Source organism: Bifidobacterium colobi (assembly GCF_018555455.1).
In the GTDB taxonomy this organism is placed as follows: Bacteria; Actinomycetota; Actinomycetes; order Actinomycetales; family Bifidobacteriaceae; genus Bifidobacterium; species Bifidobacterium colobi.
On sequence record NZ_JAFEJU010000010.1, the window covers coordinates 1 to 20,518 of the forward strand.

Annotated in this window: 15 protein-coding genes; 11 read left to right on the plus strand and 4 right to left on the minus strand. The window is 58.5% G+C overall.

Annotated elements, in window-relative coordinates; all coding sequences use genetic code 11:
• Positions 1-328: 328 nt before the first annotated feature.
• From JS530_RS10000 to nrdF, 6 genes are all read left to right on the plus strand, one after another.
• Positions 329-2,794: a glycoside hydrolase family 3 C-terminal domain-containing protein gene (locus JS530_RS10000; protein WP_214377022.1), complete on the plus strand. Its 2,466-nt coding sequence runs from the start codon at positions 329-331 to the stop codon at positions 2,792-2,794.
• A complete protein-coding gene (locus tag JS530_RS10005) occupies positions 2,787-3,329 on the plus strand; it encodes a GtrA family protein (RefSeq protein WP_214377023.1) in 543 nt (180 codons plus the stop codon). Before JS530_RS10000 ends, JS530_RS10005 begins: the two co-directional genes overlap by 8 nt.
• A gap of 334 nt (positions 3,330-3,663) precedes the next feature.
• Complete coding sequence (locus JS530_RS10010; RefSeq protein ID WP_214377024.1) at positions 3,664-3,918, plus strand: glutaredoxin family protein; 255 nt, start codon at positions 3,664-3,666, stop codon at positions 3,916-3,918.
• A 98-nt stretch (positions 3,919-4,016) separates the two neighbouring features.
• A complete protein-coding gene (gene nrdI, locus JS530_RS10015; RefSeq protein ID WP_214377050.1) occupies positions 4,017-4,433 on the plus strand; it encodes a class Ib ribonucleoside-diphosphate reductase assembly flavoprotein NrdI in 417 nt (138 codons plus the stop codon).
• A 224-nt stretch (positions 4,434-4,657) separates the two neighbouring features.
• Positions 4,658-6,850, plus strand: coding sequence for a class 1b ribonucleoside-diphosphate reductase subunit alpha (nrdE, locus tag JS530_RS10020; protein ID WP_214377025.1), 2,193 nt, complete (start codon positions 4,658-4,660; stop codon positions 6,848-6,850).
• A 10-nt stretch (positions 6,851-6,860) separates the two neighbouring features.
• Positions 6,861-7,853 (plus strand): class 1b ribonucleoside-diphosphate reductase subunit beta, encoded by a 993-nt coding sequence (gene nrdF, locus JS530_RS10025; RefSeq protein WP_033889497.1) that lies wholly within the window; start codon positions 6,861-6,863, stop codon positions 7,851-7,853.
• A 262-nt stretch (positions 7,854-8,115) separates the two neighbouring features.
• On the opposite strand, the gene JS530_RS10030 is transcribed toward nrdF, so the two are convergent.
• The 3 genes from JS530_RS10030 to JS530_RS10040 all read right to left on the minus strand — a co-directional run bounded on the left by JS530_RS10030 (position 8,116) and on the right by JS530_RS10040 (position 11,570).
• Positions 8,116-9,438: a GHKL domain-containing protein gene (locus tag JS530_RS10030; protein WP_214377051.1), complete on the minus strand. Its 1,323-nt coding sequence runs from the start codon at positions 9,436-9,438 to the stop codon at positions 8,116-8,118.
• An 11-nt stretch (positions 9,439-9,449) separates the two neighbouring features.
• Positions 9,450-10,169, minus strand: a complete 720-nt coding sequence (locus tag JS530_RS10035) for a LytR/AlgR family response regulator transcription factor (RefSeq protein ID WP_214377026.1) — start codon at positions 10,167-10,169, stop codon at positions 9,450-9,452.
• Between the two features lie 108 nt (positions 10,170-10,277).
• A complete protein-coding gene (locus JS530_RS10040; protein WP_240541192.1) occupies positions 10,278-11,570 on the minus strand; it encodes a glycosyltransferase family 2 protein in 1,293 nt (430 codons plus the stop codon).
• A 586-nt stretch (positions 11,571-12,156) separates the two neighbouring features.
• Between JS530_RS10040 and JS530_RS10045 the strand changes: the two genes are divergently transcribed.
• The 3 genes from JS530_RS10045 (at position 12,157) to JS530_RS10055 (ending at position 16,591) form a co-directional block, all read left to right on the plus strand.
• Entirely contained in the window at positions 12,157-13,284 is a 1,128-nt protein-coding gene (locus JS530_RS10045; RefSeq protein WP_214377027.1) for an ABC transporter ATP-binding protein, read from the plus strand.
• Between the two features lie 197 nt (positions 13,285-13,481).
• Positions 13,482-14,885 (plus strand): DUF4032 domain-containing protein, encoded by a 1,404-nt coding sequence (locus JS530_RS10050; RefSeq protein WP_214377028.1) that lies wholly within the window; start codon positions 13,482-13,484, stop codon positions 14,883-14,885.
• Positions 14,886-15,160: 275 nt separating this feature from the next.
• Positions 15,161-16,591 carry an ATP-binding protein gene (locus tag JS530_RS10055; RefSeq protein WP_214377029.1) on the plus strand — a complete coding sequence of 477 codons (1,431 nt, stop codon included), beginning with the start codon at positions 15,161-15,163 and terminating at the stop codon, positions 16,589-16,591.
• Positions 16,592-16,678: 87 nt separating this feature from the next.
• Here the strand turns inward: JS530_RS10055 and rlmB are convergent, their stop codons facing one another.
• The gene (rlmB, locus tag JS530_RS10060) at positions 16,679-17,677 is read right to left on the minus strand and encodes a 23S rRNA (guanosine(2251)-2'-O)-methyltransferase RlmB (protein WP_214377030.1); all 999 of its coding nucleotides are present in this window, start codon (positions 17,675-17,677) and stop codon (positions 16,679-16,681) included.
• Between the two features lie 266 nt (positions 17,678-17,943).
• Here rlmB and JS530_RS10065 point away from each other — a divergent pair, with 266 nt between their 5' ends.
• A complete protein-coding gene (locus JS530_RS10065; protein WP_214377031.1) occupies positions 17,944-19,305 on the plus strand; it encodes an MFS transporter in 1,362 nt (453 codons plus the stop codon).
• 372 nt (positions 19,306-19,677) lie between these two features.
• Positions 19,678-20,514, plus strand: coding sequence for an alpha/beta hydrolase (locus JS530_RS10070; protein ID WP_214377032.1), 837 nt, complete (start codon positions 19,678-19,680; stop codon positions 20,512-20,514).
• Positions 20,515-20,518: the final 4 nt, after the last annotated feature.

Sequence of the window (20,518 nt, forward strand, 5' to 3'; positions counted from 1 at the left end):
TCTCATAGACCCAGCCCACCACCGGAACGCCCCTATTTTCCCGCCGGGAAAAATAACACCCCGACACGCCTACTCGCACAAGGCCAAACCCCGGGTATAAACACCACAAAAGTTCCTATAGCCCTCACGCATTAACCGGCATTAACCGTTTATGCGCGAGGAATGACAGGTTGTGTAATACGCTGCACCCAAGCTTTCCAAACCTGATTGAATCAAACTAGCGGCGAGAATCCATACGTCAGTGGTGTCTAGCGGATTCATTGCCAAGGAACGATGGGTTCAACGAAACAGAACCACAGCAAACAGTGCGAGGAAGGACGAGTCAGCTATGGAACTCGAAGAACTTTCGGTAGCTGAGAAAGCGGCGATGCTTTCCGGCGGTTCCGAATGGGATTCGCGCGGCAACGAGCGCGCCGACATCCCCAGTTTTGTAATGAGCGACGGCCCACACGGTGTGCGCCGCCAGCTCGGTGAAGGAGACCATCTGGGACTCGGCGCATCCAAGCCCGCCACCTGCTTCCCCACAGCAGGCACGGTAGCCAACTCCTGGGATCCAGAGCTCGCCGAAGACATGGGTAAGGCACTCGGACGCGAAGCCCATGATCTTGATGTGAACGTGCTGCTCGGCCCAGGTCTTAACATCAAACGTAATCCGCTGTGCGGTCGTAACTTCGAATACTATTCCGAAGATCCCATCGTGGCTGGGCGCATGGCCGCCGGACTAATCCGCGGCATCCAATCCAACGGCGTATCCGCATGCCCCAAGCACTTTGCGGTCAACAGTCAGGAACTGCGTCGCCAAGCCTCCAATAGCGTGATCGACGAGCGCACAATGCGCGAAATCTATCTGACTGGTTTTGAGATCGCCGTGCGTGAAGCTGCACCGATGACCATCATGACCTCCTACAACGAGATTAACGGCGTCTACGCACACGAAAACAAGCATCTACTGCAGGACATTCTGCGCGGCGAGTGGGGATTCGACGGCATGGTCGTCTCCGATTGGGGTGGCTCCAATGCCGCTGTAGCCGCAGTCAAAGCCGGTGGTTCGCTGGAAATGCCGTCGCCCGGCTTCACCTCTGTGCGTGAACTGGAAGACGCGGTCAAGGCTGGTACGTTGTCGGAAACCGACCTCAACGCTCGTGCTGCTGAAGTAGCGAAAATCGCGCGTGCAACCCGTGCCGAAGGTGTTGGCCGAGATGATTTGCTCGCCGATGCCGTGGCTGCCGCACATCACGAAGTGGCCCGCAGAGTCGCTGAAAGCTCCGCTGTGCTGTTGAAGAACACCGATGCCGCACTGCCGCTCAAACCCGGCATGCGTGTAGCCGTAGTAGGCGATATGGCCAAGACTCCACGCTTCCAAGGTTCCGGATCCTCCAAGGTGAACGCCACCCGTGAAGAGAACATTGTGGCCGAACTCCAATCATCCGCTGAGTCCACCGGCATCACAGTGACCGGTTACGCCCAAGGCTACGACCGTCAAGGTGTCGCCAACCAGGCACTGTTGGACGAAGCGGTGGCACTTGCCGCGCAATCGGACACGGATGCTGTAATCGCCGTCATCGGTCTCGACGAGCGCAGCGAATCCGAGGGCCTTGATCGCTCCACCATGGCCATCCCGCAGGTACAGAATGATGTGATTGCGGCGCTGACTGCCACCGGCAAGCCAATCATCGTGGTACTGGTAGCCGGCTCGCCGGTGGAACTGCCTTGGTTCGATGATGTTGCCGCAGTCCTGTACGTGGGACTTTCCGGCCAAGCCGGCGCATCAGCCGCCGTGCGCGTACTCACCGGCCAAACCAACCCGTCCGGGCACTTGGCGGAAACCTGGCCGCTGCAGTACGCCGATTGCCCATCGGCCGACTGGTACCCGGCGGTGGAGCGCGATGCCATCTATCGCGAAGGACCATTCGTCGGCTACCGTTACTACGAAACCGCACAGGTACCCGTGCGCTTCCCGTTCGGCTATGGCCTGAGCTACTCCAGTTTTACCTACAGCAACCTTGCTGCCGACGACACCGGCGTCACCTGTACCATCACCAATGATTCTGATGTGCCGGGTGCCACCGTTGCACAACTGTACGTTACTGGACCATCGCGCACTGCTCAGGGAGATGGCAATGCCGCAGGAGTGCTGCGCCCTGCCTGCGAGCTGAAAGGCTTCGTCAAGGTAACGCTGGCTGCCCACGAATCGAAAACCGTGCGCATTGCATTCGACCGCTATACCTTCCGCCATTTCGACGTGGCCGCGAACCGTTGGGCCATCGAATCCGGCGTATGGACGCTGGCTGTGGGCGCAAACGCCGAGGATCTGCAACTGAGCACCACGTTCGCCGTCGCAGGCGATGTAGACGCGATTCCTGCCGATCCAGCGCTTGGCCACTACCTGACCGGCAATGTGAAGCACGTCACCGATGTCGAAATGGCAGTACTGTTCGGGCGTGAAGTCAAAGCTTCCGGCAAGCCCACCACATTCGGCGTGAACGATCCGATTTCCAGCTGGGTGGATTCGCGCGGATTCGTGGCGCGCACCATAGCCAAAACCTTGACCAAGCGAGAAACCTCAGTTCGCCAGAAAACCGGCGCGCCAGACCTCAATACGCTGTTCATACTGAACATGCCACCGCGAGCCATAAGCAAGATGACGCAAGGCATGGTCGATGCGGCCATGGTGGACGCCATCGTCACGATAGCTAACGGTCATACTTTCCGCGGGCTCGGCGGTCTGATCGCCGGCTACTTCCGCAACCAATCCGCCAACAAGCGCACTGCAAAGGAGCTCAACCATGACTGACACGAACACCGCGCCTGCTGCCGAGGGCAAGAAGCTCGGGCCCATTCGCCAATGGATCAAGGATCACCCCACCATCTGGGAATTCATCCTGTTTAATGTGCTCTCGAACATCTCCACCATCTCGCGCTTCGTGGTTACCTGGATTGGTACGGCGATTTTCGTGGCGGGATTGGGCATCACCACGCCATTCCACTTCCTGATCTTCAACTATCCGGAATCCGGCAACGGTTTGGGCGGCTTCCTGACCTTCCTCTTTGCCGAAGTGATCGCCCAGGTGGTGAACTTCTTCGTGCAGATGAAGTGGGTGTTCAAGTCTGACTCCAGTTTCAAGGATGCTGCTTGGAAGTACGCCATCCTCGCCGTGGTGATTGTGGTGGTGAACCTTGTGCTGCCGGGCTACGTGACCTCCCTGTGCCAGGGCTGGGGCATGAATGCTGGCTTGGCCGGCACGATTGCCTCCGTGGTCAACACGGTGCTGGCTGTAGTGGTGAGCTACCCGCTGCTCAAGTTCTGGATTATGCCCAAGAACAAGTGAGGCAGCCTCCTGCACTGATGCACTGACATAACACTTCTTTCGATACTCCTTCCCCTTCGGCTTGGCCGGCGGCGCTTCTCCTCGGGCGTCGCCGGCCAAGTACGTTGTGCGGATGCTGGTTGCTGTAAATGTGAGCCGCGCCACATACAGCTGGGATCCGTGCGCGGCCTAGCGTTTGCCCAGCGTCCAGAAACGGCGAAAAATCAAGGATAAACACTATATCTAGTGTTGCCATGTGCAACACGCCACTACACATAGTGGCTTGATTGCAAATCACACGGTTGTAAGATGGCATTCGCTTTCAATCACATTTGCTGCCAAAAGGGGAGTTGCCATGACCGTCACCGTGTTCACCAAGCCACATTGCCCGCAGTGCGAGGCCACCAAGCGCCAGTTCACCAAGTTGGGCGTGCCGTTTGAAACCGTGGACCTGACGGAAAACCCCTCCACCCTCGAGCAGCTGCAGGCCGCAGGCTTCCAGCAGGCTCCGGTGGTCATCACCCCGGACAACTCCTGGACCGGCTACCGTCCGGACCTGATTCGCGAGGTCGCCAAGCAGGCCGCAGCTACCACTCCGGTGGCCGCGTGACGCCGAACGACGCAGCCGTAGCGGTTGCGCCAGCTGATCACGCCGAGTCCGCAGCCAGCACTCCGGAATTCGCCGCTACCGGCGCCCCGATCGGTGCGCTGGTCTATTTCTCCTCCGCCTCTGAGAACACCGCCCGATTCGTGGCCGGATGCCGATTCCAAGACGAGGGCATCAACGTGTACCGCGTACCGCTCAAAGCCTCCGAACCGGCACTGAACGTGCGCGAACCGTACGTCATCATGGTGCCTACCTATGGCGGCGGAGTGATTAAAAAGGCTGTGCCGATTCAAGTCAAACGCTTCCTGAACGACCCGGAGAATCGCGCCTGGATCCGCGGCGTCATCGCCTCCGGCAACACGAACTTCGGCGAAGCCTACTGCGCGGCTGGCGATATCATCTCCGCCAAATGCCACGTGCCGTTCCTCTACAAATTCGAGCTGATGGGCACGCCGGAAGACACTGCCGCCGTGAAAAATGGCCTCGTGCAATTCTTCGGTACCTTGGAGCCCCGGTAGAGGCCCAAAATTTCGAGGAAAACGGTAACCCCGAGAAAATAAGCCACTGAGTCTTCCTCAGTGGCGGGTTTTCTCGAAATAAAGCCACTCTTCGTGAAAAAGAGCCACTGAGTCTTCCTCAGTGGCGGGTTTTCACGAGATATGGGATTATCTCGAAAATTTAAGCCGCTATAACGCCCCACACCACCACGTCACAAGGATTCAAACAAGGATTCAACCCAACTATGACCGATCTCACCAACACCGGACTGGCTCTCGACAACACGTCGCACGCCGCCGAGCCCACCGATCCCGCGCATGACTACCATGCGCTGAACGCTATGCTCAACCTGTATGACGCCAACGGTCAGATTCAGTTCGACAAGGACAAGGCCGCTGAACGCGCCTACGTAACCAACCATGTGGCAGCCAACACCGTGACCTTCCCGAGCACCGCGGAGCGCCTGAAGTTCCTGATCGACAACCAGTACTACAACCCGGCGGTGTTCGCCCAGTACTCGGCCGAATTCCTCGACCGCTTCTACGCGCACGTGGAATCCGCAGGCTTCGAATTCGGCACGTTCCTCGGTGCTTTCAAGTTCTACACGTCCTATGCGCTGAAGACCTTCGACGGTAAGCGTTACCTTGAGGACTTCCCGCAGCGTTGCGCCGCAGTGGCATTGGAACTTGCCGCCGGCGACGAGGCGCAGGCCACGGAATACGCCGACGAAATGCTCGCCGGCCGTTTCCAGCCGGCCACCCCCACCTTCCTGAACCTCGGCAAGGCCCAGCGTGGCGAGCCGGTCAGCTGCTTCCTGGTGCGCATCGAAGACAACATGGAGTCCATCTCCCGCGGCATCAACGCAGCCCTGCAGCTGTCCAAGCGCGGCGGCGGCGTGGCACTGCTGCTGAGCAACCTGCGCGAACTCGGCGCTCCGATCAAGCACATCGAAAACCAGTCCAGCGGCGTGATCCCGGTCATGAAGCTGCTGGAAGACGCATTCTCCTACGCCAACCAGCTGGGCGCACGCCAAGGCGCCGGCGCAGTGTACCTGAGCGCCCATCACCCGGATATCCTGCGATTCCTCGACACCAAGCGCGAGAACGCGGATGAGAAGATCCGCATCAAGTCCCTGGCGCTCGGTGTGGTGATTCCGGACATCACCTTCGAACTGGCCAAGCGCAAGGAGCAGATGGCCCTGTTCAGCCCCTACGATGTGGAACGCGTCTACGGCAAGCCGTTCGCCGACATCGCCATTTCCGAACATTATGAGGAAATGGTGGCGGACGATCGCATCAAGAAGACCTACATCGACGCCCGCAAGTTCTTCACCACCATTGCTGAACTCCAGTTCGAATCCGGCTACCCGTACATCGTGTTCGAAGACACGGTCAACCGCGCCAATCCGATCGAGGGCCGTGTGACCATGTCGAACCTGTGCTCCGAAATCCTGCAGGTGCAGGAGCCCAGCGAATACAACGAAGATTTGACCTACAAGCATGTCGGCCGCGACATCTCCTGCAACCTCGGCTCCCTCAACATTGCCAAGGCGATGGACGGTGGCCTGGCGCACACCGTGGAAACCGCGATTCGTGCGCTCACCTCGGTGGCCGAGCGCACGAGCATCAACGCCGTGCCCTCCATCCGCCGTGCCAACGAGGAAGGCCACGCCATCGGCTTGGGCCAGATGAACCTGCATGGCTTTCTGGCCCGCGAAGGCATCATGTACGGCAGCGAGGAAGGCCTCGACTTCACGGACATGTACTTCATGACCGTGGCCTACCACGCCTACCGCGCCTCGCACGCGCTCGCCGTGGAACATGGTCAGGCGTTCAAGAGCTTCCCGACCTCCGACTACGCCAAGCCGGCCGGCCAGGGCAACTACTTCGACAAGTACACCGACGGCCGCCGCTCCCTGGAACCGCGTACCGCCCGCGTGCGCGACCTGTTCGCCAAGTTCGGCATCGCCATCCCCACCGTGGCCGACTGGCAGGCGCTCCAGGCCGACATCATCAAGGACGGCATTTACAACCAGAACCTGCAGGCCGTGCCGCCCACCGGATCGATCTCCTACATCAACCACTCCACGAGCTCGATCCACCCGATCGCCTCCAAGATCGAAATCCGCAAGGAAGGCAAGATCGGCCGTGTCTACTACCCGGCCGCCTACATGACCAACAGCAACCTTGAGTACTACAAGGATGCCTACGAGATCGGTTGGAAGGCCATCGTCGACACTTATGCCGAAGCCACCCAGCACGTCGATCAGGGTCTGTCGCTGACGCTGTTCTTCCCGGACACCGCCACCACCCGCGACCTCAACAAGGCCCAGATCTACGCCTGGCGCAAGGGCATCAAAACCCTGTACTACATTCGCATTCGTCAGCAGGCGCTGGAAGGCACTGAGGTTGCCGGTTGCGTAAGTTGCATGCTCTGAAAGGATAAATATGCCACCGATTTCTATTCCGCGTAAGCCGTTGAAGCTTATCGACCGCGTCTCCGCCATCAACTGGAACCGTTTGGAAGACGAGAAGGACCTTGAGGTCTGGGATCGCCTGACCGGCAACTTCTGGCTGCCCGAGAAGGTCCCGGTCTCCAACGACATCCCCTCCTGGCAACAGATGAGCGAAGAGGAGCATACGCTCACCATGCGCGTGTTCACCGGCCTCACCCTGCTCGACACCATTCAAGGCACGGTCGGTGCCGTCTCCCTGATTCCGGACGCGCTCACCCCACACGAGGAAGCCGTGTACACGAACATCGCGTTTATGGAATCCGTGCACGCCAAGTCCTACTCATCGATCTTCTCCACCCTGTGCTCCACCGAGCAGATCGATGCCGCGTTCGACTGGAGCGAGCAGAACGAGTTCCTGCAGAAGAAGGCGGAAATCGTGCTCGACTACTACGAGGGCGACAACCCGTACAAGCGCAAGGTGGCCTCCACGCTGCTCGAATCCTTCCTCTTCTACTCCGGCTTCTACCTGCCGATGTACTTCTCCGCGCACGCCAAGCTCACCAACACCGCTGACGTGATTCGCCTCATCATCCGTGACGAGGCAGTACACGGCTACTACATCGGCTACAAGTACCAGAAGGGCATCGCCCAACTGACCGATGCCGAGCGCGCCGACCTGCAGGATTACACCTACGATTTGCTCAACGAACTGTACGACAACGAGGTGGGCTACACCGAGTCCCTGTACTCCGGCGTGGGCCTGGTCGAGGATGTGGAGAAGTTCCTGCATTACAACGCCAACAAGGCGCTGATGAACCTCGGCTACCCGGCGCTCTTCCCGGCTGAGATTTGCGACGTGAACCCCGCGATCCTGGCCGCCCTGAGCCCGAACGCCGACGAAAACCACGACTTCTTCTCCGGTTCCGGCTCCTCCTACGTGATGGGCAAGGCCGAGGAGACTGACGACGACGATTGGGACTTCTAACTGACGGATTTCCAACGTTGACTGACGGTTTTTGAACGTATTTCGTTAGAAAACCGTCAGTCTTAGTTCAAAAACCGTCAGTTTGTGTTGAAAATCCGTCAGTCGGGTTATTGCCGGGCCGGTGTGGGTCCACCGTGGACTCGCACCGGACGCACCGTGGACCCTCACCGGACTCACCGTGGACTCGCACTGGGTCCACCGCGGGACTCGCGCTGGGTCCACTGCGGACTCAGCGTGGGACTCACCGCGGAATCACCCAGGGTTACCGCGGAATGAGCGCGGTCAGAATAAACCAGTGATCGTCGGTGCGAATCGTCACTTCGCCGCCGTACTGCGCGACGATGTGACGAATCGACTTCACCCCGAACCCATGCCGTGCGGCATCGCGCTTGGTGGTGCGTAGTGCGCCGGTCGAATCCTTCTTCAGTGCGGAATCGTAATAATTCTCCACGCGAATCACTGTGAACCGACCCTGACCATACAGTGCCAGGCGAATCAAACGCTGCTGCTTATCCGGCAGTTTGCTCGTCGCCTCAATCGCATTATCAAGCGCGTTGCCGAACAGCGAGGCGATATCCATCGACGACATCCCCTCCAGCAGCTTGCCATCCGCCACCGCGGTCAACGTAATGCCACGATCCGCGCAGGCACGCATTTTCGACGTCAGAATCACATCCAATACCGGATTGCCCGAGTGCTGCTGGGCGCTCGCCGCTGCCACCGAAGCCTCCAGCTGCTCAAATCCAGCCGCTGCATGATCCGGGTCGACTTCCGCGCGCAATGCTGCAATCTGATGCTTCAAATCATGTGCCAGCCTGCCAATGGATTCGATGTTCTCTTTGGATGCCAAATATTCTTGATGCTGACTTTCCAGCTGCGCATTGATGGATGCCAGTTCCTCGTTCGCAGCCATGCGTCGCGCCTGCTCCTGCTGCGCGTAGAGGATTGCGCAACCGCAGAAATCAACCAACGTGCGAATGTAGAACACCTCTTGGCCGACCGTGCCGGAAAACGGCGTATTGGTGGAGATGAAACTCAGGTTGCTCATGGCGAATGTCACTATGGTGATGGCCACAGTGCCCAACAGCAGCTGCCTGGATGTGGCAGTCGGTGAGTCGCTGGCAAAGTTGCCGCGCTCGATGAGCCAGGCGAGGCTGAATCCCACGGCGTACGTAATCATCAATAACGCCAGTGACCACAGTCGTTTACTGGAACTGGTGCTGCCAAGGTCAAGGAACATGACCAACTGCCAGTGCAGCGAGGCCACCAGTTCCGCCAATACGAACGCGCGGGCGGCGATATAGAGTCCTTCGCGATTTCCGGTGCCGGCTGCGAGCCTCACCATCATCCACATGGCGCCGAACGCCAGCAGCATGCCAATCACCCAGAACCAGAGCGGCATTGCGCCATCGAGATATTGGATGGCGATGATGCCTGCCAAACCGATAGTGCTGGCCGCCGCCGTGCGCTGCCATGGTACCCGGCGATAAATCGCCATGATGTAGACCATGCAGGCCAGCCATTCGCTCAGCGCAGTATACAGACGCGGGATATCCGGCAGAGCGTTGGTGATGGTGCCGCCTATCATGCCGCCTATCACAACGCACCCATGCCCATGTAGTTGGTCAGGGCAGTGAGGAATGCCTTCTTGCGCGGACGACTCACGCGCAGCGCCTCACTATTGGACATGATGCAATCCTGCCCATCCACGCCGGTCACATGGCGCATATTGACCAGATAGCAGGAGTTCGAACGGAAGAAGTTCTGCTCAGCCAGTCGCTCCTCGAAATCCTTGAGGGTTCCGGTCACCGAAAGCTTGCCGCTCAGCGTATGCACGATGATCGTGTGCCGAATCGACTCGATATAGAGCACATCGGCAAGCTCCACGCGCATCTGCTTGCCGCCGGCCTCGATGAGCAGCGCCTCATCCGTACGGCGGCGCACCATGTCGATCGAACGCTTGATTTCCTGGCGGAACGCAAAGTAGGGGACCGGCTTCAGCAAGTAGGAGAGCGCCTGCACCTCGTAGCCATTGATCGCGTATTGCGGGGCGCCGGTGATGAACACGATGACCACGGAATTGTCGCGCTCGCGGATTTTACGGGCGGCGGCCATGCCATCCATATGCTTCATCTCGATATCGAGCAGCAGAATGTCGTACGTCGGCGTGTATTTTTCCACGATCTGCTCGCCGTCATCGAATACGGAAATCGTGAACTGGGTGCCGGTTTCGCTCTGGTACTGATTCAGATAATCCAGCACGCGCTGGCAGGCTTGCGGATCATCTTCGACCACCCCAACTCTGATATCGCGCATGACATTAACCTCCCGCCACGGTTACTTCGATGCCATTGTATCTGTAAGGTTTGGCCGGTGTAGCGAGCTGCGGTTATGCCTGCGGCTGCTCTGCGGCTATTCCTTCGGTTACTCCTGCTCGAAGGTGACGCCGTTGCGGGCGGCGAGGCGTTCCGCTTTGCGCTCGTCCTTGCGCTCTTCGGCTTGCTCGATGTGTTGGATGCGCAGTTGGCGCCAATCCTCACGCATGTCGCGGAAGCGTTCGGCCAGGGTCATGTCGTTGTCCGTGTCGCCTTGCTCATGGTGGGCGCTGTCGTGAGTGCGAGAGACATCTGCTTGCCGCTCGGCGATTTGTTCCTTGGTCAGAGGCAGCCACATGGACGTCTCGTTGGGTTCGGCACTTGGCGTGGCACCCGGTGCGGCGGCCAGCGCATCCACTGCATTATCCGCGAACTTGGCCACACCGAGTTTGAGCAGACCGAGCAGTTCGCGCAACGTGTCCGGGATGGGCTCGTCGCTTTCGCTGGCGGTTTTGGACAGCCTGTCGATATGCCGACGAATCGCGTCCGCGTCCTCGGGATCGATTTTGAGGCCGGCTATGAGCGATTGGCGGATTGTCTCGTAATCGAGGTTGGCGAAGAAATTGAGCTGCTGGAGCGTCATGAAGCCTTTGAGCTCGGGGAATCGCTCAATGATGTACGCTTCGCGATCGTCGGCGGCACGAGTCCAGTCGCGGGTAAGTTTCGGATCCCAACTGGCGGTGATGGAGCCTTCGCGCATGCGGTAGTGGTAGAGGACTTTCGGGATGCGCACCACGCGCGTGGCCTCGCCGATTACGTTGCAAATGCGGGAAAGGTCCTCGATCTTGCGGCCGACCGGGAAGGAGAATCCGGTGTTCTGATACGTTGCGGCGGGCGCGAGGAAGGCCCAGAAATAGCCGTCAATCTCAGCCTTGACTTGTTTTTTGATGGCCTCCACCGGGGTGAGTACCTGCACTTCGCTGAAATCGTTGTGCCGATAGTTGGAGAGCAGCGGTTTGCCGTTTTCGGAGATGGTGTCGAACTGGAACATCACCAGGTCGGCATCGTAGTCGCGCATGGCTGCGAGGCAGTCCTCGATAAGCGTGGGGGCTACGGTGTCGTCCGAATCAGCGAAGTAGATGTAGGAGCCGGTGGCCTGCTTGATGCCGGCGTTGCGCGCATCCGAGAGCCCGCCGTTGGGTTTGTGAATCACGCGGATGCGCGGGTCTTTTGCCGCCCAAGCGTCGCACATGGCGGGGCAGGAGTCAGGCGAGCCGTCGTCCACGAGCAGAATTTCAAGATTGCGGTAAGTTTGCGCGGCAACGCTCGCCACGCAGGCGTCGAGGAACTGCTCGACCTTGTACACCGGGATGATGATGCTGACCAACGGCTCCTGTTCCATGGTTCAAGCCTAACGCCGGGTCTCACCGGCGGTCGCATGACGCGGGGTCGCGGTGGGGCCTCAGGGTGCTGGATTCCGGGGATTGCGTCGTGGAACGTATCGTGAAACATGTGCCGCGCGCTGCTTTCCGGGGATTCCGTCGCGAAATGGGGAGCGGGATGCCGGATTCCGGGGATTGCGTCGTGGAACGTATCGTGAAACATGTGCTTTGCACTACTTTCCGGGGAATCCGTTGCGAAATGGGGAGCGGGATGCTGGATTCCGGGGAATCCGTCGTGGAACGTATTGTGAAACGTGTGCCTCGCGCTGCTTTCCGGGGATTCCGTCGCAAAGCGGCGAGCTCGAGGCGCTGCGACACGCGACGCGAAATTTTTCGCATCCGTGCCCTTGTTTTTGTACTCGACCCGTGTATAGTGAGTGGTGGCTCAACGAAGAGAACCTTCACTGAACCGGAAAAAGTAAACGCTGAAGCTTGCAGTTCCGAGAAGCGACGTTGTGTGTCGGTGTTGTGGGTAGAAGCAAAAGGAAACAAATCCCTTTACAACGGATCGTGAGGCACGTACCTGCCTCTGAAAGGATTGAAATTATGGCAGAAGTCGTATTCGACCACGTCACTCGTATCTACCCGGGCAACGACAAGCCCTCTGTGGATGATCTGAATCTTGATATCAAGGATGGCGAGTTCCTCGTCCTCGTTGGTCCTTCTGGCTGCGGTAAGTCTACGACTCTTCGTATGCTCGCCGGCCTGGAAGAGGTCAACAAGGGCCGCATCCTCATCGGTGGCAAGGACGTCACCACGATGCAGCCGAAGGACCGCGACATCGCAATGGTGTTCCAGAACTACGCTCTGTACCCGCACATGACCGTTGCCGACAACATGGGCTTCGCTCTGAAGATCGCCGGCACTCCGAAGGAAGAGATTCGCAAGCGCGTCGAGAAGGCCGCTGAGATCCTCGACCTGACCGAGTACCTCGACCGCAAGCCGAAGGCTCTGTCCGGTGGTCAGCGTCAGCGTGTTGCTATGGGCCGTGCAATCGTTCGTGAGCCGAAGGTCTTCCTCATGGATGAGCCGCTCTCCAACCTCGATGCAAAGCTTCGTGTCCAGACCCGTACCCAGATCGCCGCTCTGCAGCGTCAGCTGGGTGTCACCACCCTGTACGTGACCCACGATCAGACCGAGGCTCTGACCATGGGCGATCGCATCGCCGTCATCAAGCTCGGCATTCTGCAGCAGGTCGGCGCTCCGACCGAGCTGTACGATCGTCCGGCCAACGTCTTCGTCGCTGGCTTCATCGGCTCCCCGTCGATGAACCTGAACACCCACCCGGTGGTCAACGGCAAGGCAAAGATCGGCGAGGACACCGTGGATCTGCCGGCTGAGGCCGTCAACAAGCTCACCCCTGAAGACAACGGTCAGATTGTGGTCGGCTTCCGTCCTGAGGACGCCAGCCTGGCTGCTTCCGACGATCCGAACGCCTTCTCCCTGAAGGTCGTGAACGTCGAGGATCTGGGCTCCGACGGCTACATCTACGGCAACATCATCACCGATGGCTCCGCTGCTGAGGCTTCTCAGGTTATGTCCGACCAGAACAAGCTCACCACGATTCGTGTGAACCCGCGTGCGCTCCCGAAGGTCGGTGCAACCGTGAAGATCAAGATCGACCCGGCTAAGATGCACCTGTTCGCTCCGTCGACTGAGCTGCGTCTGAACTAGTAGGTCCAGTAGATACTTGGCGAGGTCTCATCGCTTCGTCAACCATTAAACGAGGTTATTCTCTTCCTCTCTTATGGCCTCGTTGGAAAAGCCCTGCATTGCTGCGGGGCTTTTCTTTTTGCCTATGCTGTGCCACTTGCCATGCCGCTTCTATAATGACAACTAGCTGTTCCCTCAACTCAGTACGATGGAGTGCTATGGAAGTAACTAATCTGCCCCAGATGGATCCGCGTGCGTTGAAGGCCACTTCCGTAAAGGCCGAAGACGAACACGCCAATTCCGCCGAGCCGCAGGCGTTGAAGATTACCGCCGCCAGCTCGAATCCGAAGATGTTCACTCTGCCGTGGCACAAGCCATTGGCTACGTGGCCAGAGGAGCTTCTCGCCAATCTGCCCCGCGGCATCTCCCGCCACGTGGTGCGCTTCGTGCACGTGGGCGACGAAGTCTACGCCATGAAGGAAATCACCCGTCAGGTAGCCGAGCGCGAGTATGAGATCCTGCGCCGCCTGCAGAAACTTGAACTGCCAACCGTCACCCCTATTGCTGTGGTTACCGGCCGCCATGATAAGAATGGCGAGCCGCTGGAGGCGATTCTGGTAACCCGTCACCTGAAGTTCTCCCTGCCATACCGCGCGCTGTTCGCTCGCAATCTGCAGCACGACACCGCCGAGCGATTGATTGATGCGCTCGCTGTGCTGATGGTTCGCCTGCACTTGGCTGGTTTCTACTGGGGTGATGTGTCCCTGTCGAACGTACTGTTCCTGCGCGACGCCGACGCATTCTCCGCTTTCCTGGTGGATGCCGAAACCGGTGACTTGCAAGTGCAGCTGACCGATGGTCAGCGCGAATACGATATCGATCTGGCGCGCACGAACATCATCGGCGAACTGATGGATTTGGCATCCGGCCGCCTGCTGCCCAGCGATGTGGATGAGATCGAGGTCGGCAACCGTTTGGTCGAGCGCTACCATTCGCTGTGGAGCGCCCTGACCGACACCGATAAGTTCGGCCCCGATGAGATGTGGAAGATCGAGCAGCGCGTCAACAAGCTCAACGAACTTGGCTTCGACGTGGACGAGCTCGAAATGAAGACTGCGGAAGATGGTAAGCGTGTGCTGGTGCGCCCGCGCGTGGTGGATGCCGGCTATGCGAATCGTAAGCTGCTGCGCTTGACTGGCCTTGATGTGCAGGAGAATCAGGCTCGCCGTCTGCTCAACGATCTTGATGCGTACCGTGCTTCCACGTGGCGTGATGGCGATGAGCTGGAGATTGTGGCCACCGACTGGATGCGTGAGGTATACGAGCCGACGGTGCGTATGATTCCGCGTGAGTACCGCTCGCAGATCGAGCCCGCCCAGTTCTTCCATGAGGTACTTGATCATCGCTGGTTCCTGGCGGAGAAGGCCGGCCATGATGTGCCGATGGCCGAGGCTGTGACCAGTTACATCGAGAATGTGCTGCCACAGTACAAGCTTGATAAGAAGGATCTCGACGAGCTCAATGCCGAAGCCGATTCCGGTGTGGTGGACGACGAGTACACCTACGGCGACGACGGCTACAACCCAGACGACGATCCGGACGCGGCGGTGTGGAGCCACTAAGCAGACAGTCCGGTGGACTGTCTGTAGGTGAGCCCCGAGCGAGGCGGTAGTCGAGTGAGGGCGGGTTGGGTCTCGCCTATGGCGAGTCAATAATTGCCGAAGCCACTAAACCGTAAATATGATTGAAGCCCTTTTGTATGTTTTGAACACATGCAAAGGGGCTTCAATCATAGTGAAGTACCCATTGTGGGTTCCCGTCATTTCCCATATACAGTAGCCGTACATATGATACTTACGAGTATCATACTTATAAGTATCATACCGATGGAGGTTCTATGTTTGTAGGGCGAGAACATGAATTGCAGGTCCTAGAAGATCTGTGGAGCCAGTCTGATTTTCAGATGTTGGTACTGTATGGTCGCCGTCGTGTGGGCAAGACTGCGTTGCTCGACGAATTTTCGCGGAATCGTCGAACACTGATGTTCACGGCTCGCCAGCAAACATCTACGGCGAATTTGCGGGATTTTTCGCGTGAAATATATAGGTTCTTTGGTGAGCCGACTACATTGCCGGCGTTCTCTCTGTGGCAAGATGCTTTTGATTTCATTATTGAAAAATCACGGCAGGAACCATCGCAGCGAATATTGTTCATATTCGATGAATTCCCCTACGCGGCGTTGAGCGAGCGTTCGTTGCCATCAATCTTGCAGGTGGCCATTGATCACGGGTTCAAGAACGCGAACGTCATGATGGTCTTGTGTGGGAGCAACGAAGGTTTCATGGAAAGCGAGGTGCTTGGCTATAAGAGTCCGTTGTATGGCCGTCGTACCGCGCAGATACGTCTCAAACCGTTTGATGTGTTCGATACCGCGCGCATGCTCTCGTTTGCAACGCCAATCGATGTTGTTCAGTACTATGCCACATTTGGCGGAACACCGTACTATCTCAAGCAAATACGCTCGAATTTGTCCTATGTGCAGAATGTTATTCGCTTATTGTTTGATACCAGCGGTCTGCTCTATGAAGAACCATTGATGTTGCTGCGGCAGGAGCTGCGAGACATCGCCGTATACAACTCAGTGATTGGCGCTATCGGGGCGGGAGCGACGCGGCAGAATAAGATTGCGGATAAAGCTGGGCTTGCGTCATCCTCGACGGCGAGCAAATATCTGAGCGTGCTATCGGATTTAGGGTTGATTGAGCGACGCGTGCCGTTCGGTGAGGACCCATCGCATACGCGCAAAGGGTTATGGATGATCGGTGATCCATTCTTTGCATTCTGGTACCGATTTGTTGGCCCGAATGTCGAGCGCGTAGAACGTGGCGATGGTGAATTGGTGGTCGAATCCGACGTAATTGGACCTGCATTAGATACCTACATCGGCCAACAATTTGAGCTTATGTGCGAGCAGTGGCTTATTCGCACCAATCGCGCAGGTCGGTTGCCATTCCAGGCGACGAAGTTCGGCAAGTGGTGGGGAACCGATGCAAGACTCAGGCAAGAAACGGACATCGATGTTGTTGCGGCCAATGCAAACGATAGAAATATATTGTTGGGAGAGTGCAAGTGGAGAACGAATCTCGACATATCGGAGACTCTCCATGTATTGCGCTCTCGGGCCGATTTGATACCTGGCTATACTGACCAGCATTTTGCGCTTTTCGTGAAAACCGATGAGTTGGCTCAGGTTGCACGGTCCCGCAATGAGCCGGATCTTCTTGTTGCGTCGGCCAATGATATGTTCACGCCAGCAGTAGCGCTGTAGGAAAAACGAATGAAGGTGACTGCCTCTGGTGTGAGGATAGCCACCTTCATTGTGTGTATGGAACGGAATGCGTTCTTACGGTTTCGCTTACTTCGCAGCTTCGCCGGCCTTACGACGGGCGTTGGCCACCGCGTACAAGCTGATGCCGGCAGCCACCGAAGCGTTCAATGACTCGACGGTCGAGCTGATCGGAATGCCGGCGATGGCGTCGCATGCCTCGCGAACCAGTCGGCTCAGGCCGGAGCCTTCCGAGCCGAGCACCACGACGAGCGGATCGGTTTCGAAACCGGTTTCACCGACGAGCTTATCGCCGCCGCCGTCAAGACCCACCACGTAGTAGCCGCGCTCCTTCAAGCCTTCAATCGCCTTGGTGAGGTTCACCACGCGAGCCACCGGCAGATGCGCGGCAGCACCGGCGGACACCTTCCATGCGGCGGCGTTCACCGAAGCGGAGCGGCGCTCCGGTAGAATCACACCGTTCGCACCGAATGCGGCGGCCGAACGAATCACGGCACCGAGGTTCTGCGGATCAGTCACGCCATCCAGAGCAATGAACAGCGGGCGTGCGGCGATACGGGCGGCTGTGGAATTCGCAGCCTCCATGGCCTTCGCCTTCTTCTCGGCGCGCTCGACCAGCTCATGCAGCGAGGAGTACTGGTACGGTTCCACCTTGAGAATCACACCCTGATGGTTGCCGGAGCGGGCGATGCGATCCATCTCCAAGCGGTCGGCTTCCATCATGTGCAGACCGTTCGCGCCGGCGATCTTCACGATTTCGCGGGTGCGGTCGTCATGCTCGATGCGAGACAAGATGTACAGCGTGGAGGAAGGCACGCCTACGCGCAGCGCCTCCAGCACGGAATTGCGGCCGAACACCAGATCGGACGTATCCGCGGAGGCGAACTTGTCCACGCGGCGGCGGGCAGCCAGTCGCGGATCGGAGCGCAAACGACGCTCGGCGGCCTTCTTAGCCTTGTAGGCCTTGTGATAGACGCGGTCCTCGGCCTTCGGAGTGGGGCCGTATCCCTTCAACTTATTACGATGTTTTCCACCCGACCCCTTGGTCGGTCCCTTTTTGATAGCCATAGGTGCCATTGTCCCAGTACCCCGCGCCAAATGCCGGGCGCAGCGACCTGCTAGCGCGCTGGATTCCCCGGATTCCATCGTAATCGGGCACCCAGTGTGCTGCTTTCCGGGGATTCCGCCGTGGAACCTATTGTGAAACATGCGTTGTGCGCTGCTTTCCTCGGATTCCGTCGCAGAGAGGCGGCCCATGCGCTGCTTTCCCCGGATTCCCTCGCGGCTGGGCACGATGTGTACTGTGCAGTACAGTATTACAGGTGAGATTACAGGTGAAAAGGCAACGCGAGATATTCGGATTATCCCCGCTGTACTGGGGTCTCTGGCTGGCCATCCTGATTCTGTGGATGGGGCGCTTCGTCACCTCATTCCTCTCCATTTATCTGGTCTCCGCGCTGCATATCAACGAGGGCGTGGTGGGTGCGGTCGTCTCCATGTATGGCTTCGGTTCGATTATCGGCTGCTTGTTCGGCGGCACATTATCCGACCGATTCGGCCGTCAATCAATGATTATCATCGGCGAGATCGGCGCGGCCATAGCGCTGCTGGTGGTATCCGTCCTCGTCCATCCAATCGCTCTCGGCGCAGCGTTGTTCATCTATGGCGCGTTCGCATCGCTGCCCAGCCCGGCCATCGCCGCCTACATTGCCGACGTGGTGCCGGTCCAGCGCCAACAGCGCGCCTATGTGCTGCAATCCTGGGCGATTAACTTCGGTTACGCCATCGGTCCGATTGTGGCGAATCAGCTGGTCAAAGTCTCGTATTCGCTGATGTTCTACGTTGAGGCTGCGGTGATGATTGGCGTCACGATACTGCTGATTGCCTTCTTCCGCGAAGTGAAGCATCTGGGACTTGCTGTGCCGGGACCGGATATGCAGGCGGCTGAGCAAGCAGAGCCCGGTGAGGTACAGGAGGCTGTGGAACTAGCCGACCAAGTTGGCTGCGATGCCGAAGGAGACAATGCTCCCGCCGATGCCGGCACCCGCGAATCATCCTCACGCTCAGCCGCCGCCACATCCATGCGCGCAAGCTGGCGTCGCGTGCTTACGGACATGCCATTCCTCAGCTTCTCCGTGCTCATGTTCGGCTACTTCCTCGTCTATTTCCAGAGCACGTCTGGTCTGCCCATCGCCATGACCAACCTTGGCCTTGATCTTGGTGATTATTCGGTACTGCTCACCATCAACGGGTTCATGCTGTGCGCACTGCAGATTCCGGCGATGAAACTGTTCGCGCGCATGGGCAATTCGCGCGTGCTCGTCGCCGGCCTTGCCGTAACCGTCATCGGCTACGCCGTGCAGATTGTGGCCGACTCGTGGGCTGGATTCGCGCTCGCCGTAGTGCTGTGGACGCTGGGCGAGCTGGGTACCTTCCCGATTGCCACCACCACGGTGGCCGCGATGGCGCCGGCCAATGCGCGCGGCACTTACCAAGGCGTGTATAACGTGCTGTGGTCGTTCTCGATTGCCTTGGCTCCAATGGTTGGCGGCTGGGTCATCAGCGATTTTGGCGGTCGGGTGCTGTGGATCGCTTGCACGGCGGTGCTCGTTGTGGTGACCATCGGCCTGCGTGCCACCAAAGCCTCGCGCGAACGTGCGATGGCTCGTAATGTGCGCGAGCAGATTACCGAATAGGCTTCCTTTTCGCGGCGTGATTCTCGGAACGGAGGTGTTCAGGCTCCTTCGCGCTCTATTCCGGGAATCTGCAGCCATAGAGAAGGTGAAAACACGGTGAACGGGCTTGTTTCTGCGTTACAAGGGGTTGATTTTCGTCTTTCGGAACACCTATCTGCGTTACAAGGGGTTCCTCGCCAAGTAGACGGGACTCAGGAATGGCGAAATGACGGTGCCATGAGTGTCTGCATACGACGTATGCAGACACTCAACAACCCCTTGTAACGCAGATAGACCTCCGGCAAGGTTGAAATCAACCCCTTGTAAGCGAGATACCCCATATAGAGAACCTTTGTGCGCCGGATTATGCGACACTGGGCTCATAATGGGTGCATGCAATACATTGAGCGCACAATCACCGGCATCGACGGTAGCGAGGCGCGATTCATCGGCTACGTTGCGGACAATAGCCCGGAGATGGATCCCGCCCGTCGCCGAGCTTCAATCCTGATTCTGCCTGGCGGCGCTTACGCCATGACCTCTGACCGTGAATCCGAGCCGGTGGCGCTGCGGTTCCTCGGCAAAGGTTTCAATGTGTTCGTCCTGCGGTATTCGACCCGGCCGAGCCGCTACCCGGTCGCCCTGTTGGAGGCGGCCGAGGCGATGCGGCTGATTCGCGCGCATGCGGACGAATGGCATGTCAACCCAAGCGCCATCGCCGTGCTCGGCTTCTCGGCGGGCGGCCATTTGGCGGCAAACCTCGCTACGACTGCCGGCGATGCCACCATGCGCGCCCACGGATTCGACCCGGATGCCGTACGTCCCAATGCGCTGATGCTCGCCTACCCGGTGATTACGACCGGCGAGTTCGCCCATCGCGGCAGTTTCCAATGTCTGCTTGGCCCGGATGTGCACAACCGCCAGTTGTTGGATGAGCTTTCCATCGAGCATCATATCGATGCCACCACGCCGCCGGTGTTCGTCTGGCACACGATGGCCGACGCCACCGTGTCCGTTGAGAACACGCTGCTACTCATCCGGGCCTGCCGTGCGGCCGGCGTGAGCGTGGAAGCCCACCTGTACCCGGAAGGCAGCCATGGCCTGTCTCTTGCCGACGAAGAGACGGCCGGCGCCGGCAAATACGCCAACGTGGTCGAATGCGTGCAATCATGGCCCGACTTGGCGGCCCGATGGCTGCATGCCCTCGCGGCGAACCGTTCGCTGCAGTGATGGT